Annotated in this window: 14 protein-coding genes and 1 pseudogene; 7 read left to right on the forward strand and 8 right to left on the reverse strand. The window is 33.2% G+C overall.

The window, feature by feature from the left end:
* Window positions 1-36: 36 nt before the first annotated feature.
* The 3 genes from BN863_RS14815 to mraZ are packed head-to-tail and all read right to left on the reverse strand — an operon-like array spanning window position 37 to window position 1,704.
* Window positions 37-354: an FtsL-like putative cell division protein gene (locus BN863_RS14815; RefSeq protein ID WP_038531927.1), complete on the reverse strand. Its 318-nt coding sequence runs from the start codon at window positions 352-354 to the stop codon at window positions 37-39.
* Complete coding sequence (gene rsmH, locus BN863_RS14820; RefSeq protein WP_038533751.1) at window positions 351-1,247, reverse strand: 16S rRNA (cytosine(1402)-N(4))-methyltransferase RsmH; 897 nt, start codon at window positions 1,245-1,247, stop codon at window positions 351-353. Before rsmH ends, BN863_RS14815 begins: the two co-directional genes overlap by 4 nt.
* The gene (gene mraZ, locus BN863_RS14825) at window positions 1,234-1,704 is read right to left on the reverse strand and encodes a division/cell wall cluster transcriptional repressor MraZ (protein ID WP_038531929.1); all 471 of its coding nucleotides are present in this window, start codon (window positions 1,702-1,704) and stop codon (window positions 1,234-1,236) included. The genes rsmH and mraZ overlap by 14 nt, the downstream gene beginning before the upstream one ends.
* A gap of 296 nt (window positions 1,705-2,000) precedes the next feature.
* On the opposite strand from mraZ, the gene BN863_RS14830 reads away from it, so the two are divergent.
* Together BN863_RS14830 and yihA are read left to right on the forward strand one after the other, a co-directional pair.
* Window positions 2,001-2,765 (forward strand): alpha/beta fold hydrolase, encoded by a 765-nt coding sequence (locus BN863_RS14830; protein ID WP_038531931.1) that lies wholly within the window; start codon window positions 2,001-2,003, stop codon window positions 2,763-2,765.
* 12 nt (window positions 2,766-2,777) lie between these two features.
* Window positions 2,778-3,383 (forward strand): ribosome biogenesis GTP-binding protein YihA/YsxC, encoded by a 606-nt coding sequence (yihA, locus tag BN863_RS14835; protein ID WP_038531933.1) that lies wholly within the window; start codon window positions 2,778-2,780, stop codon window positions 3,381-3,383.
* Here the strand turns inward: yihA and BN863_RS14840 are convergent.
* A complete protein-coding gene (locus BN863_RS14840; RefSeq protein WP_038531935.1) occupies window positions 3,380-4,474 on the reverse strand; it encodes an ABC transporter permease in 1,095 nt (364 codons plus the stop codon). The two genes, yihA and BN863_RS14840, sit on opposite strands and share 4 nt — an antisense overlap.
* Before the next feature lie 7 nt (window positions 4,475-4,481).
* Entirely contained in the window at window positions 4,482-6,659 is a 2,178-nt protein-coding gene (locus BN863_RS14845; protein WP_051774869.1) for a carboxy terminal-processing peptidase, read from the reverse strand.
* Between the two features lie 154 nt (window positions 6,660-6,813).
* Between BN863_RS14845 and surE the strand changes: the two genes are divergently transcribed.
* From surE to BN863_RS18865, 5 genes and pseudogenes are all read left to right on the forward strand, one after another.
* Window positions 6,814-7,590 carry a 5'/3'-nucleotidase SurE gene (surE, locus tag BN863_RS14850; protein ID WP_038531936.1) on the forward strand — a complete coding sequence of 259 codons (777 nt, stop codon included), beginning with the start codon at window positions 6,814-6,816 and terminating at the stop codon, window positions 7,588-7,590.
* Entirely contained in the window at window positions 7,583-7,867 is a 285-nt protein-coding gene (locus BN863_RS14855; RefSeq protein WP_038531938.1) for a hypothetical protein, read from the forward strand. Before surE ends, BN863_RS14855 begins: the two co-directional genes overlap by 8 nt.
* Window positions 7,867-8,985 carry a lipid-A-disaccharide synthase gene (lpxB, locus tag BN863_RS14860; protein ID WP_038531940.1) on the forward strand — a complete coding sequence of 373 codons (1,119 nt, stop codon included), beginning with the start codon at window positions 7,867-7,869 and terminating at the stop codon, window positions 8,983-8,985. The genes BN863_RS14855 and lpxB overlap by 1 nt, the downstream gene beginning before the upstream one ends.
* 1 nt (window position 8,986) lies before the next feature.
* A complete protein-coding gene (locus tag BN863_RS14865) occupies window positions 8,987-9,553 on the forward strand; it encodes a C40 family peptidase (protein ID WP_038533755.1) in 567 nt (188 codons plus the stop codon).
* 19 nt (window positions 9,554-9,572) lie between these two features.
* Window positions 9,573-11,597: pseudogene (locus BN863_RS18865) on the forward strand (ComEC/Rec2 family competence protein).
* Window positions 11,598-11,605: 8 nt separating this feature from the next.
* Here BN863_RS18865 and BN863_RS14875 read toward each other — a convergent pair.
* The 3 genes from BN863_RS14875 to BN863_RS14885 all read right to left on the reverse strand — a co-directional run bounded on the left by BN863_RS14875 (window position 11,606) and on the right by BN863_RS14885 (window position 16,076).
* On the reverse strand, window positions 11,606-12,151 hold the full coding sequence (locus tag BN863_RS14875; protein WP_038531941.1) for a thioredoxin family protein: 546 nt from the start codon (window positions 12,149-12,151) through the stop codon (window positions 11,606-11,608).
* Window positions 12,152-12,270: 119 nt separating this feature from the next.
* The gene (locus BN863_RS14880) at window positions 12,271-13,851 is read right to left on the reverse strand and encodes a peptide MFS transporter (protein ID WP_038531943.1); all 1,581 of its coding nucleotides are present in this window, start codon (window positions 13,849-13,851) and stop codon (window positions 12,271-12,273) included.
* A 35-nt stretch (window positions 13,852-13,886) separates the two neighbouring features.
* Complete coding sequence (locus tag BN863_RS14885) at window positions 13,887-16,076, reverse strand: S9 family peptidase (protein ID WP_038531944.1); 2,190 nt, start codon at window positions 16,074-16,076, stop codon at window positions 13,887-13,889.
* Window positions 16,077-16,236: the final 160 nt, after the last annotated feature.

Raw genomic sequence — 16,236 nt, forward strand, 5'->3', positions numbered from 1 at the left:
TAATATGTTCTTTTCGTTTGTTGCCAAATCTATACTCTAATTTTTAATTTTTAGTTTTATCTTTTTTGGTGGAATTTCGGAAGGCACCAAACCCTTTTCTGACATTTTTTTTACTATTGATGACTCCATCTTAATCCGCATCAATCGAGAACGACCATCTACAAAAGCCGACCGCAATTCTTTTACTTCATCACCTAACCGCGCAATATCATGAACTTTCTTATCTGCACTATGCGAGCTTGCAATCATGAAAAATGCTAAAATCATAACAAAAAGAATTCCTCGCCAATTCTTAAACGAATCTTCACTAACAAGAAACCTCCCTTTTAACAAGCCGTAAACACCTTTCCTCATACCTTCTCTGCAATCCTAAGTTTTGCACTTCTAGCTCTATTATTTTCTTTTACTTCTGCTTTCGAAGGAACAATTAGCCCGCCTACTTTTTTTAACGGCACTTCAAAATTTCCAAACACATCACGTTCTGGCTCTCCTTCAAACATTCCATTTCTAATAAATCGTTTCACCAATCTATCTTCTAAAGAATGATAACTTATTAAACTCAGTCTTCCGTTAGGCGCTAAAACCTCTGGCGTCTGCATTAAAAATTCTTTCAACACCGCAATCTCTTGATTAACCTCAATACGTATTGCCTGATAAATTTGTGCTAAAATTTTATTCTCGTGTTTAGGAGATAAAAACTTCTTCAACACTAACTTTAACTGATTGCTCGTTTTTATAACTTCATTTTCTCGAGACTCAACAATCATCTTTGCCATAGCTGGAGCAGAACGCAATTCACCGTATTGAAACAACACATCTTTCAGCTGCTCTTCGTCATATTCATTTATCACATGGTAAGCCGACAGTTGACTTGTCTGATTCATACGCATATCTAGCTCTGCTTCGAAACGCGTTGAAAATCCACGCTCAGCAACATCGAATTGATGCGACGACACGCCAAAATCTGCCAATATGCCATCCACTTGTTTCACACCATAAAAACGCAAAAAACGTTTTACATATCTGAAGTTTTCATGAATTAACTGAAAGCGCTCATCATCTAGTGCATTCTCTAAAGCATCTGGATCTTGATCGAAAGCAAATAATTTACCATTCGGACCAAGACGCTTTAAAATCTCTTTACTATGTCCACCACCACCAAAAGTGACATCCACATAAATACCGTCCTCTTTTATATTAAGACCGTCTACCGTTTCTTTTAACAATACAGGGTTATGATATTCCATAATCTTCATCATCTTGACCCATAACTTCCTCAGCTAAATCTGCAAAATCATCAGCCGAGCCACTTATGCTCTGTTCGTATTTATCTTTATCCCAGATTTCAACAATATTTACAGCTGAAGCCACAACTATTTCTTTTGAAATCCCACCAAAAACCGCTAAATCTTTCGGAATTAATAATCGCCCCGTACCATCGACCTCAATTATTTTTACACCTGCAGTAAATTTCCTGATGAAATCGTTGTTCTTTTTCTTAAACCTATTTAGCTTATTTATCTTCTGCATTAAGACATTCCACTCTTGCATTGGATACAATTCTAAACACGGATTAAAAACAGAACGTTTTACCACAAACCCATCTTGCAATACGGCACTCAACTGCTTTTTCAGCGAAACAGGCAACATTAATCTGCCTTTCGCATCCACTTTGCATTCGTATGTACCTATTAATGAGTTCAAAACAATTTTTGGGGATTACATTCTATATTTGTCAAATATATTGAAAAATATACCACTTTTTACCACAATATACCACTTTGTTAATAAATTTTTGAACACAACTAACGCACAAAGAATATTAGACACATCTAAAACCTCTTATATATTGAGTTAAAATTAATTAGGAAGAAAATTTGACATTCATTTTACTTGTTAATATCTGTTCTATTAAAAACTATTTAAAGTGATACCCTAGATTATACTTTATTATACGAATGAAATACCTATATTTGTTTGTTGACGATAATGACTAATTAATGACGCATCGCTTAAAAAAAGAAAAGAATTTCAGCTATTTGGAAGTTGGAGAAGGGCAACCTATAATCATACTTCATGGCTTAATGGGAGGTTTAAGCAACTTCGACGCTGTATCTAATTACTTCAGTGTTAAAGGGTATAAAATAATTATACCTGAGCTACCAATTTATAGCATGAGTTTACTTAAAACGAATGTTAAAAGCTTTGCAAATTACCTTTATGATTTTATTGAATTTAAGGAGCTTAACGATGTCATTTTACTAGGAAACTCTCTTGGTGGACATATTGGATTATTCCATACAAAACTTTATCCTAAAAAAGTAAAAGCACTAATTATAACAGGAAGTTCTGGTTTATATGAAAGTGCTATGGGTGGTGGTTACACCAAAAGAAGTGACTATGAAGTTATTCGTAAAAAAGCACAAGATGTATTTTACGACCCTGAAGTTGCAACTAAAGAAATTGTAGATGAAGTTTACGAAACGGTAAACGACAGAAACAAATTAATAAAAACTTTAGCCATTGCTAAGAGTGCTATTAGACATAATATGAGTAAAGATTTACCTAAAATGAATGTACCAACGTGCATTATTTGGGGTAAAAACGATATTGTAACGCCTCCAGAAGTAGCTACAGAATTCCATGAACTTTTACCAGATTCGGATTTATTTTGGATTGATAAATGTGGACATGCAGCCATGATGGAACATCCAGATGAATTTAATAAAATACTAGATTCTTGGTTAACTGCTAGGAACTTTTAACAGTAAAAAATTATGCAAATTAAATCGGCTGAGTTTGTAGTGAGCAATTCGGATGTATCCAAATGCCCGAAAGACAGAATACCAGAATACGCCTTTATTGGTCGTAGTAATGTTGGTAAATCGTCGCTTATTAACATGCTTACCAACCGTAAAAGTCTTGCCAAAACTTCTGGTAGACCAGGAAAAACACAACTTATCAATCACTTTTTAATTAATAAAACTTGGTTTTTAGTCGATTTACCTGGCTATGGTTATGCACGTGTATCTAAAAGCGCAAAAAAGACGTTTCAGAAATTTATTACTGAATATTTCAGCAAAAGGGCTCAACTTATATCTGCTTTTGTATTGGTAGATATTCGCCATAAACCACAACCTGTAGACTTAGAATTCATGACTTGGTTAGGCGAACACGGTATCCCGTTTTCTATAATATTCACAAAAGCCGATAAGTTAAAACCTATGGCAATAGAAAATCATGTGAATGATTATCGCGATGTATTACTTGAAACTTGGGAAGATATGCCTAATTATTTTGTAACCTCGTCTTCTAAAGAAATTGGAAAAGACGAATTACTGCAATATATAGACGACACCAATTCTAATTTAAAAATAGACTAACTTTTTACGTCTAGTGCATCTCGAAGCGCATTTCCTATTAGCATAAAAGCCATTACCAAACTCATGATACACAATCCGGGAATAATTGCTAAATAAGGCTTCCCTAAAATTATGTAATTGTAGTGATCTTTTATCATTGCTCCCCAGCTAGCCATTGGCGGTTGTGCACCAATTCCAAGGAAACTCAAACCACTTTCTATTAAAATTGCAGAGGCAAAATTCGCTGCACAAATAACAATTACTGGTGCCATAATATTAGGTAAGATATGTTTAGTAATAATACGATAATCGTTATATCCTAAAGCTTTCGCCGCAGTAACATATTGCATCTCCTTAGCACTTATTATTTGTCCGCGTACCACACGTGCCACTTCCACCCACATGGTTAAACCTACTGCAATAAACACTTGCCAAAACCCTTTTCCTAGAGCTAAAGTAATTGCTATAACTAATAATAATGTAGGAATAGACCATGTAACATTAATTACCCACATGATTACAGCATCTACTTTTCCGCCATAGTATCCAGCAATACTTCCTAAAGCCAAACCAATAATTAATGAGATAAAAACAGCTACAAACCCAATAAAGAAAGAGATTCTAGCACCTACTAAAATACGACTTAATACATCTCTACCGTATTTATCTGTACCTAAATGAAATGTTCTTGGCGCGACTAAATTTGAGATTTCCTGGTCTGAAAAGCCACTTAAACTTAATGTCTTTTCGGCTCCTATCAAGCCATCTGAGGCGTACTCTGTATATATTAAGGTATCATTAGCTTTATAATATTTAGACACTGGAATTTCAGTATCTGTATTTATTGTTCCGAAGAACACTTTGTCAATGCTATTTTGTTTGTTTTTTATTTGCGACGGAATAGTCAACATATCTACAGTAAATCCTGGTCTTTTAGAATGAACCGAAAGATGCATCTGGTTCGCGTACTGCGAATGATCCGGAGCTAATGTATAAGCGAAGACTGAAATTAACCCTACACTAAGAATAAAGCAGAAACTAAAAACGCCCCAAAAATTGTGTTTAAATTTTTGGAGCGCTAATTGTTTTAATGATTGCGTTTTACCACCCATTAATTATTTAATTTTTAGAAGATGTACCTGTTGTTTCTAAATTACCTTTTGAAGGCTCGGTAGCGGCAACATCTGCTTTTACTTTATAAGACCCTTTTAAATCTTCAAGTACATTTACAGCTTCTTCCATATACACATCTTGCGTTAAATTCTCGTGCCAACGATTACGTTTTTCACGTAATGTAGAATCTTTTACAAACAAGGCTTCTTCATAAGGTAAAGACATATACGTTAGATTTGATTTGTAATCTGAAATTTTTTCAAAACGTTTAGCTTCTTCCTCGTTAAGCTCTAACTTCTCTTTATATTTTACATAGTTTAAATTGAATTCATTTTCATCCATCTTCAATTTAATCCACTTTGCGTTATCTTCAATTAATTTTAATTGCTCGTTATTACTCATACGATTTTTACTTTTCTCAATTGTAGTATCGTAATCAAAATGCCCATTCCATAAGGTATAATCTGCTGCTGCAATTTTATCCCAAGGCAACGGATTTTCTTGATCCTTCTCTCCAATATCAATAAAGCTATAACGATCTGGAACAACAACATCACTTTTAACACCTTCTAATTGTGTAGATCCACCATTAATTCTATAGAATTTCTGAGTCGTTAATTTAAGTGCTCCTAAATCGCCATTACTATTATTACGCACCATTCTATTTAAATCTAGAACATTTTGCACAGTTCCTTTACCGTAGGTTTGTTTACTTCCTAAAATAATAGCACGTTTATAGTCTTGCATTGCTGCTGCTAAAATCTCTGAAGCCGAAGCAGACAATTCATTAACCAAAATTACTAAAGGTCCGTCCCACTCGATAGACTCATCTTTATCTCTTAAAATTTCTTTTGGTTCGCCTGTAGAACGTACTTGAACAATTGGTCCGTCTTTAATAAACAATCCAGCCATATCGACAACAGTTTGTAATGATCCACCACCATTGTTTCTTAAATCTAATACTAAACCTTCCATACCTTCTTCTTTCAATCTATCAATTTCATTTTTGATATCTGAAGCTGCATTACGGTTATTGTAATTTTCGAAATCAACATAAAATTTAGGCAAGTTAATTACCCCGTATTTTATATCGTCTTTCTTTACAATCGACGATTTTGCATAAGTCTCTTCTAACTCTACAATATCTCTAACAATAGAAACATCTTTAGTAGACCCATCAACTTTTTTAATAGTTAAAGTTACTTCTGTTCCTTTTGGCCCTTTAATATATTTAATCGCGTCGTCTAAACGCATACCAACTATATTAACAAATTCTTCCTCATCTTCTTGACGCACTTTAAGAATAATATCTCCAACTTCTAACTCATTTCCTCTCCAGGCTGGTCCTCCAGAAATAAGCTCCATAATTTTAACATTATCCATTTTCTTAGTTAATCGAGCGCCAATACCTTCTAACTTTCCAGACATTTGTTGATCAAATCTATCTTTGTCTTCTGGTGCAAAGTAAAATGTATGTGGATCAAAAGATTCTACCACAGCATTTACGTATACTGTAAACCAATCGCTACGCTCTAAATCGTCTATATAATCTGTATAATAATTATCAATAGATTTTAAAGTCGCATTTCTTGATTCCTTTTCCATTTCGGAATCCGATTTTATTTTATATTCTGGATTTTTCTGTTTTTTAAGATGTTCTTCCGTTTGTAAATCGTCGTAATTAGAAATGGTTGTAAATTTAAGTTGTTGTCTCCAACGATTTTTCATATCCTTTTTAGACGTTGCATAGCCTTTCTTTTCATAATCAGCATTAAATTCTTCATCTAATGTATAATCAAATGGTGTATTTAAAACTTCGGTATACAACACTTTAGATTCTTCCATTCTTTGAAGCAAACGCTCGTGCGTGATATTAAAGAAAGTAATATCGTATTCTTTTAACTGTTCGTCGATTTCATCTTTATACGCTTCAAACTCTTTAATGTCGGAAGCATAGAAGTAGCGTTTTAATGGATCTAAAGCATTTAAATATTTATTGTAAACTTCTTCAGAAAAATTATCATCTATTGTTTTGGGGTCAAAATGTCCCCGTTCAAGTACATAAGTAATTACCTGAACTAGTAATTTATCTTTATCTGGATTGCTAAATGTTTTTGTAGTAAAACTGCAAGACGCGAACGCCAATACTAACAGTACAACTAAGTATTTGTAATTCCTTTTCATAAGCCTATAGAAATGCATCGTATATTTTTCACTAAAGTAGAGAAAAAAGCATGCCAATAAAAATCAATATAACGTAATTTTTTGTTAAACTAATTAAATTCCTGCTTTCAGTTAGATTTTATGTATTTTAGCATAGCATTTCAAAATAAAAAAAATGTCTAAAAAACCTCTTATTCTGGTTGTCAATGATGACGGAATTACTGCCCCTGGTATTAGAACTCTTATAAAAATAATGAATACAATTGGCGACGTAGTTGTTGTTGCTCCTGATAGTCCACAAAGTGGAATGGGACATGCCATTACTGTAGATTCTACTTTATATGTTGAAAAAATTACAATAGATGACGGACCTCAAAATGAATATAGTTGTTCGGGAACCCCTGCTGATTGTGTAAAATTAGGGATTCGTGAAATTTTAAAACGCACACCGGATCTTTGTGTTTCAGGAATTAATCACGGTTCTAATTCATCTATTAATGTTATTTACTCCGGAACTATGAGCGCTGCTATTGAAGCCGGTATTGAAGGCATTCCTGCTATCGGATTTTCATTATTAGATTACAATTGGGGAGCTAATTTTGAGCATTCGCAATCGTTTATAAAAACCATTACCGAAAATACTTTAAAACACGGTTTACCACAAGGGGTCGTTTTAAATGTAAATATCCCTAATGTTAGTAAATCTAAAATAAAAGGGATTCGTGTGTGCAGACAAGCAAAAGCGAATTGGGTTGAAAAATTTGACAAAAGACAAAGCCCTATGGGGAAAGATTATTATTGGCTTGCAGGTAAGTTTGTAAATTTAGACCAAGGTGAAGACACAGACGAATGGGCGTTAGAAAACAATTATGTTTCTGTAGTACCTGTACAGTTTGATTTAACTGCCTACCAAAGTATAAAACAAATTAACACTTGGAATTTAAATGATTAAAAAAGAAGTTGTCATAGGATTTATAGTAGGTATTATTGCTAATGCTATTGGATTGTTTTTAGCTGCCACCTTATTAGGCGATGGCGATGATCCTTTTAAAGTTATACATGCTGCTCAATCTGAATATTTTTTAGGAAAACTAACTAGCTTAGGTGCTGTTTTAAATTTAGGTGCCTTTTTTGTATTTATAAAAAAGAGACAAGACTATAGAGCTCGTGGTGTTATTCTAGCCACAGTTTGTATTGCCATATTTACCTTTATACTTAAATTTGTATAATGAAATATTACATTATTGCAGGAGAAGCTTCAGGAGACTTACACGGCTCGAATCTTATGAAAGCGCTACAGAAAGTAGATTTAGACGCTGACTTTAGATTTTGGGGAGGCGATCTTATGCAACAAGTAGGCGGTACTTTAGTGAGTCATTATAAAGAGCGTGCCTTTATGGGGTTTGCAGAAGTTATAATGAATTTATCTAAAATTCTAAAAGCCATCTCATTTTGTAAACAAGACATAGCGTCTTACAATCCAGATGTTATTATTTTTATAGATAATTCAGGTTTTAATTTACGCATTGCAAAATGGGCAAAACAACAAAATTACCGAACTAATTATTATATATCGCCACAAGTTTGGGCCTCTAGAGCAAGTCGTGTAAAAAATATAAAGCACGATATAGATGCCATGTATGTTATACTTCCATTTGTAAAATCGTTTTACGACACCTACGATTACGATGTAACATTTGTTGGACACCCTTTAATAGATGCTATTGCCGATAGAAATCAAGTTAGCGAACATGAATTTAGAGCAGAGCACGGGCTTAATAACAAACCTATTATAGCTATTTTACCTGGTAGTCGTAAACAGGAAATTAGTAAAATGCTTAGCGTAATGCTTAGTATAATTGATGATTATCCAGACTATCAATTTGTAATTGCTGGTGCACCAAGTCAGGATTACGATTATTACCAACAATTTATTAAAAGTAAAAACGTTTATTTTATAGCCAACAAAACTTACGATTTACTAAGTGTCTCTTATGCCGCAATGGTAACTTCGGGAACAGCCACTTTAGAAACGGCTTTAATGAAAGTACCTCAAGTAGTTTGTTATAAAGGGAGCTGGTTATCGTACCAAATTGGTAAACGTATAATTAAATTAAAATACATCTCTTTAGTTAATTTAATTATGGATAAACCTGTAGTTACAGAGCTTATTCAAGACGAATTTAACGCTAAGAATTTAAAAAAGGAGCTCGATATTATTTTAGATTCTTATGAACGTACAAAATTCTTTATTGACTATTACGATTTAGAAAAAAAACTTGGCGGAAAAGGCGCAAGTAAAAAAACAGCCGAACATATTTACAATGCCCTAAAATTGAATGCTTAATATGCACAAATTATCCTTTTTATTTTGCTTACTTATTTGTGTAAGTGGTTGTAAATCTTCTAAAAACACAACATCTTATAACAGTTCAAGAACTTCTGAAGTTTCTCGAGCTTCTGGAACTATTCCAGATTCAGATACTTCTGAAATTGTACCCTTAGCTCCAAAAAACGAAGCCGATTTAAAAGCATTAGGATTAGAAATAGTCGATTTTGCTCAGCAATTCGAAGGCGTTCGTTACAAATACGGAGGCACTACAAAAAAAGGAATGGATTGTTCTGGATTAGTGTACGAAACCTATAAAGCATACAACATTAACTTACCCCGAGTTTCTAGAGACATGGCTAATGAAGGAATTAAAATAGATTTAGAAGATGTAAAAGCAGGCGACTTATTATTTTTTAAAACTAACCCAAAACGAAATAGTATTAACCATGTTGGTTTAGTAGTAGAATCTCGAGTGGGACATGTAGAATTTATACATTCCACCACTAGCAAAGGCGTTATAACTTCTTCATTGGCAGAGCGCTATTGGTATCATTCTTTTGAAGAAGCGCGCAGAATACTCTAATTATTAGTAACTTACTGTTATGAAGTTAAATCACTTTATAATAGTAAAACTCACCGTATTCTTAATTCTTGGTATTTGTTTAGGCTATTTTCTAAACATCTCACTACTTTGGAGTACCATAATCTGCTGTGCACTATTATGTATTCTTTTTGTTATTTATTTACTGAATACATCCTCCTTTAATTCGCCTAAGTCATTTGGAATTGTAGCCTTTCTACTCACAGTTTCTATCGGAATTTTTAGTGTAAATATTCATAATCAAAAACTACAAAAATCACATTATACCAATATAACCACTCCCACAACTCACATTACATTTAAGATTCAAGATGTTCTTAAACCGAATGCTTATTACGACAAATATAAAATTCAGATTTTAAAAATTAATGATGAATTTGTTTCAGGTACTTCACTGTTAAACATAAAAAAAGACAGTTTAACCACAACACTTAATGTTGATGCCGTTTATCTAACATCTGAAGATTTTAAAGGTATTTCTCCACCTTTAAATCCTGGTCAGTTTAATTATAAGGCCTATTTGGCACGGCAATATATTTATTCACAAATTACCACCAGTCAGAATAAGCTATTACAATTGCAGACCTCAAAAGTATCGCTTACAGGAATTTCTCAACGAATAAACACATACGTCAATTCAAAATTAAAAACGTATCCTTTTGATACCGACCAACGCGCTGTAATAAATGCTTTACTTCTTGGACAACGGCAAAACATATCGGAACCCTTATATACAAATTATACCAAAGCAGGCGCTGTTCATATTCTAGCGGTATCGGGATTACATGTTGGAATTATACTACTATTATTAAACTACCTGTTATCTCCTTTAGAGCGTGTAAAACATGGAAAACTTATAAAAACCATTTGCATTGTTATATTAATGTGGTGTTTTGCCATTCTAACCGGTTTATCACCTTCGGTTAGTAGAGCAACCTTAATGTTTACGTTAGTCACAATTAGTATGAATTCTAATAGACCTACAAATACATTTAATACCGTTGCTATTTCCGCATTTATTTTATTGCTATAGCACCCTATGCTACTCTTTGATGTTGGATTTCAGCTGAGTTATTTAGCAGTATTCAGTATTGTTTTACTTCAACCAAAACTTATTCTACTGTGGTTACCAAAACATAAAGTTGTACGCTTTTTCTGGAACATTTTAACAGTGACTTTAGCGGCACAAATTGGAGTGCTACCGTTAAGCGTATATTACTTCCATCAGTTCCCTGGATTATTTTTCCTTTCAAACCTTATTATAATACCTTTCTTAGGTTTTATTTTAGGTTTTGGTGTCTTAATTATCATCTTGTCGTCTATAGAAGTGTTACCAAATTTACTAGCGGAATTCTACAATAAAATTATTGGAATTATGAATGCCATTGTAAATTGGATTGCGAATCAAGATCAATTTATTTTCAGTTCTATTTCAATAGAGTTTAATACGCTAATTTTTATTTACGGCGTAATCCTATCTTTAATTTACCTGTATTTAAATCCGAAGTTTAAATCGGTTACCATAGTCTTATTTGCATGCATCGGACTTCAAACCGTTTTAATATATAATAAGAACGCTGCATCTGAGTCTGAATGGGTATTGTTTCATAAAAACAGAGAAAACATATTAGGTCATAAAACTTTAAATCATTTAAATATTTATAGTAATACAGACACAATATCTACCATTAATTCATATCCGTTAAGCGGATACACTATTGCAAAGGCCACACAAACAGTTACACAACAACCTATGGATAATGTGTACCGCATAAAAAATAGAAACTTGCTCATTGTAGACAGTTCAGGAGTGTATAATGTTAGCACTTTTAAACCTCATTATGTTCTACTGACTCATTCCCCTAAAATTAATTTAAACCGCCTAATCGACTCTATAAGTCCTAATGAGATAATAGTTGATGGTAGCAATTACAAATCGTATATAAACCGCTGGGAAGCGACTTGCAAGACAAAAAAAATCCCTTTTTACCAGACAGGTAAAAAGGGAGCTTATATATTTAAGTGAATGTAGTTCTACTCTACAAATTCTGGTACAAATTCTGCAAAATATGCATCGACAACCTCCTGAGAAGTTAACTCTTTATATTTATCGGTTTTAAAAAGTTTTAAATACACTTCTAACTGTTGTGGTTTCTGATACCCTCTTACTGGAGCAATAACTTGTGCGCTTTCATCAAAAAACACTATGGTTGGATACGCGTTTACACCCAATGCTCTAGTAAAATCGTGGACACTATTTCTACTATTTTTTTTAGCAGGGTCGTAACCAGAATTCCCATAAGTATTTCCTTGATAAGTTATCGACTCTTTTCCTTCAGCATTAAATTTTACGGCGTAGAAATTCTCATTAACATACGCTGCAACATCTTTATTTTGAAAGGTATTTTTATCTAACATTTTACAAGGACCACACCAGTTTGTATAGGCATCCATCATAATCTTTTTAGGTGTAGTTTTCTGAAGTTCTAAAGCTTCATTTAAACTTACCCAATTAATTTCTTGAGCATATACATGTCCTATTGAAAACATAAGAACCATTAAAAGCAATCCCTTTTTCATCGATTTAAAGTGTATCATTTTAATCCTTAATAAAATATTGTATTCATCTAAGTGGTCTAAAATACAAAAAGCACCTTACAACGAAGATGCTTTTTATAAAATATAATCTATTATTTCTATTACTTAATACCGTGCATTTTTCGTTTCATCATCGGATTTAACAGTAGCATAAATACTGCGGCTACTATAGGAATAATTGTAAAAATTAAAAAGAAGGTGGACAGTCCATATTCTTCAGAAATCATGTCGATATAACTACCTGTAATACCACCTAATAAGTTTGCTATGAAATTAGCAACGAACCATATTCCAAACATCATACTAACTAATCTTAGCGGTGCTAACTTACTTACATAAGATAAACCTACTGGAGATACACAAAGTTCTCCCAAAGTATGTAAAAGATACGCTCCAACTAAAAACATTAAACTTACTGCTGCTGTTTTTGCTCCTTCTGGAATAGTTGATGCTCCATAAGCTAGAATAGCGAAACCTAAGCCCACTAAAACAAGACCTATAGCAAATTTCACAGGACCTGAAGGGTTGTATTTGCTTTCCCAAATTTTAGAAAATAATGGTGCAAATAAGATTATAAATAATGAGTTAAGCACAGAGAACCAAGATGCAGGAACTTCTGTCGCATCGGCTTCAAATTCTTTTTTAAGCATCCAAATTACGATACCCCAAATGATAACAAAACTAAGTCCTAATAAAATATTTGATAGTGCAAATTTTCCAAATGTTTGCTTGAATAGCATGGCCAATACATAGGAAATGACTAGCATTGGAACTAAAGTTATAATAGCATTAATTATTTTAAATGTTGTCGCTGCATCACCTGCAAGAACTCTATCTGTATAATCTGAAGCAAAAATCGTCATAGACCCACCTGCTTGTTCAAATGCCCACCAAAAGAAGATAGTGAAAACCGCGAAAATTCCAATAACAGTCATTCTATCTCTTACCACTTTTGGACTTTCAGGCTCTACAGCTTTTTCTTCTGCTGTTTCGGTGTGATGTGATTTAGCCTCTACAACTGCTTCTAGAGTTTTCTTAGGAGATAAACCTATTTTTCCGAAGATTTCTTGGGCGAAGTAAAACTGTAACATTCCTAAAAACATGAATATTCCTGCTAAACCGAAGCCCCAGTGCCATCCAACATTTTCACCTATATAACCACATAAAAGGATTCCTAAAAATGCTCCTGCATTAATCCCCATATAGAAGATTGTGTAACCAGCATCCTTTTCTTTTCCTTGAGACAAGTACAACTGCCCTACCATTGATGAGATATTTGGTTTAAACAAACCATTTCCAAGTATTAAGCATAATAATCCAACATAGAAAAAATACGTACTAATCCCTTCTAACGCCATAGAGGCATGCCCTAACGTCATAATAAAAGCACCAATAACTACCGCTTTTCTATAACCCAAAAGTTTGTCGGCGATTAGACCTCCAATTATTGGGGTTAAATATACTAAACCAGTATACCAAGCATAAAGTACCAAAGCATCACTTCGTTCCCAACCCCATCCTTCTTCCATTATTGAAGAAATTAAAAATAAGACAAGTAATGCACGCATTCCATAATATGAAAAACGCTCCCACATTTCGGTAAAAAACAATACAAATAATCCTGATGGATGACCTAATACTGTTTTTTGGTTTGTTTCTGAACCTCCAAATTTAAATTCCATATATTTATTTTAGTTTAATTTTTTCTACTATTGGTTTAGTTAATTTTATCTCCTAGAGTTTCATCTAAGAAATTCGTCATTTTAGTATACAAGTGTAATCTCGTGTTACCCCCGTAAATCCCGTGATTATTATCTGGGTAAATCATCCATTCAAACTGTTTATTCGCCTGAATTAAAGCTTCAATCATTTGCATAGAATTTTGAACGTGTACATTGTCATCTCCAGTTCCGTGAACTAATAAAAAGTCTCCTTTTAGTTTATCGACATGATTAATTGGAGAATTTTCATCATAACCGGAAGCATTTTCTTGAGGTGTTGTCATATAACGTTCTGTATAAATAGAATCGTAAAACCTCCAGCTAGTTACCGGAGCCACAGCAATTGCCATTTTAAACACATCGTTGCCTTTAAAAATAGCATTGCTACTCATAAAGCCTCCAAAACTCCAACCCCAAATTCCAATTCGTTCCTTGTCAATATACGACAAATCTCCTAATTGTTTAGCTGCTGCTATTTGATCTTCTAGTTCGTATTTCCCTAATTCTTTTTGTGTCGATTTTTTGAATGCAGCACCTTTATATCCTGTACCACGTCCATCTACACAAACTACGATATAGCCTTTTTGTGCTAACATTTCGTACCAATAATCGTTTGCAGCTAACCAACTGTTAGAAACACTTTGCGAACCTGGTCCAGAATATTGATACATTAACATAGGATATGATTTAGACGCATCGAAATTTGATGGTTTAATCATCCACATATTTAAATCGTTTCCGTTGACTTTTAACGTACTAAACTCTTTTTTAGAAATATCGTAAGCTGCTAATTGAGTAGATAAAGCTTTGTTGTCTTTAATAACCTTAAGCACTTTTCCAGATTTCGAATTGTTAAGCGTGTATAAAGGTGGTGTAGTGGCACTAGAATATGTGTTTATAAAATAGGTAAAATCTGCACTAAAAGCTGCAGAATTCGTTCCCTCTTCTTTAGACAAACGGGTTTTGTTTTTCCCATTTAAACCAATACTATAGACATCTCTATTTATAGAGCCGTTTTCTACAGATTGATAAAATATTTTCTTTGTCTGTTTATCGAAACCATAATAACTCGTTACTTCCCAATTTCCTGATGTAATTTGGTTAATTAAAGTACCGTCTTTTTTATAGTGATAAATATGATTGTAACCATCTTTTTCACTCGTCCAGATAAAACTATTATCTTCTAAAAACGTTAAGTTATCGGTAACATCTACGTAAGCATCGTCTGTGTCTGTAAGCACAAGTTTAGATGACATTGCCGAAGCATCAATCATCCATAAATCCAACACATTCTGATGTCTGTTCATGTATTGCGCACTTAAAACATTAGATTCGTTAGTCCATTTTATTCGAGGAATATAAAAATCTGAATATGATTTATTTAGAGTTACTTCTGATGTTTTATTTTTTTCTAAATCGAATACATGTAACGACACTACCGAATTAGCTTCACCTGCTTTTGGGTATTTAAAAACATTTTGTGTAGGATATAAATCTGTTCCATAAACATCCATTGAAAATTCAGGAACGTTAGACTCATCAAAACGTATAAAAGCTATTTTATTACTAGCGGCATTCCATTCGAAAGCACGAACAAATGCAAATTCTTCTTCATAAACCCAGTCGGTAATACCGTTTATAATTTTGTTATCTACACCATCTGAAGTTATTTTAGTAGTTTCTCCTGTTTTTAAATCTTTCACAAACAAATTATTATTTAATCCGTAAGCGACTTTTGTACCATCTGGAGAAAATGTAGGTTCCTGAATTTTTTCATCAGAAATAGCAGTCACTTTTTTTGTTGCGACATCGAAAACAAAATACGTTCCCAATGTTGAACGTCTAAAAATAGATTCTACATTGGTTGCTAATAGCACTTTAGTTTCGTCTTCACTAAAGGTGTAATTAGAGAAGTAATTAACTTCGGCCAAGTCACTAGAACTTACTAAAGTTTTAACTTTACTTAAGGTTTTGTAATCGTAAATATCTATAGATGTGCTTTTTGTTTGCCGATTGACATCTAATACAGAATACTCTTGACCATTGGCCATAGAGTGCAAGGATTCCATGCGTTCTGTTCTGAAACTTCCGTTCCAAATGTCTTCTAAAGTTATTTGTTTTTGTTGTGCTGAAACTAAGCTTGTTGTTATTAAAAACAACAGCAATAAAGGCGAGTAATACTTCACGTAATTTTTTTTATATTATTAGTTAAAATCGGGGAATTTTAAAAAAGCCAATTTACTAAAAATTAAATAAAGGTTAACTCTCATTAACAGTTTATATACATAATACGGTGGGCTGAAGCCATTTTTTATTTGAATAAGGCTATCTTTGTTTTGTTAAATT

This window comes from Formosa agariphila KMM 3901 (genome assembly GCF_000723205.1).
GTDB classification, from domain to species: Bacteria; Bacteroidota; Bacteroidia; order Flavobacteriales; family Flavobacteriaceae; genus Formosa; species Formosa agariphila.

Coding starts and splice junctions, on each gene's coding strand:
- BN863_RS14815 (WP_038531927.1), bottom strand. CDS start 354: ATGAGGAAAGGTGTTTACGGCTTGTTAAAAGGGAGGTTTCTTGTTAGT.
- rsmH (WP_038533751.1), bottom strand. CDS start 1,247: ATGGAATATCATAACCCTGTATTGTTAAAAGAAACGGTAGACGGTCTT.
- BN863_RS14830 (WP_038531931.1), top strand. CDS start 2,001: ATGACGCATCGCTTAAAAAAAGAAAAGAATTTCAGCTATTTGGAAGTT.
- yihA (WP_038531933.1), top strand. CDS start 2,778: ATGCAAATTAAATCGGCTGAGTTTGTAGTGAGCAATTCGGATGTATCC.
- BN863_RS14840 (WP_038531935.1), bottom strand. CDS start 4,474: ATGGGTGGTAAAACGCAATCATTAAAACAATTAGCGCTCCAAAAATTT.
- BN863_RS14845 (WP_051774869.1), bottom strand. CDS start 6,659: ATGAAAAGGAATTACAAATACTTAGTTGTACTGTTAGTATTGGCGTTC.
- surE (WP_038531936.1), top strand. CDS start 6,814: ATGTCTAAAAAACCTCTTATTCTGGTTGTCAATGATGACGGAATTACT.
- BN863_RS14855 (WP_038531938.1), top strand. CDS start 7,583: ATGATTAAAAAAGAAGTTGTCATAGGATTTATAGTAGGTATTATTGCT.
- lpxB (WP_038531940.1), top strand. CDS start 7,867: ATGAAATATTACATTATTGCAGGAGAAGCTTCAGGAGACTTACACGGC.
- BN863_RS14865 (WP_038533755.1), top strand. CDS start 8,987: ATGCACAAATTATCCTTTTTATTTTGCTTACTTATTTGTGTAAGTGGT.
- BN863_RS14875 (WP_038531941.1), bottom strand. CDS start 12,151: ATGAAAAAGGGATTGCTTTTAATGGTTCTTATGTTTTCAATAGGACAT.
- BN863_RS14880 (WP_038531943.1), bottom strand. CDS start 13,851: ATGGAATTTAAATTTGGAGGTTCAGAAACAAACCAAAAAACAGTATTA.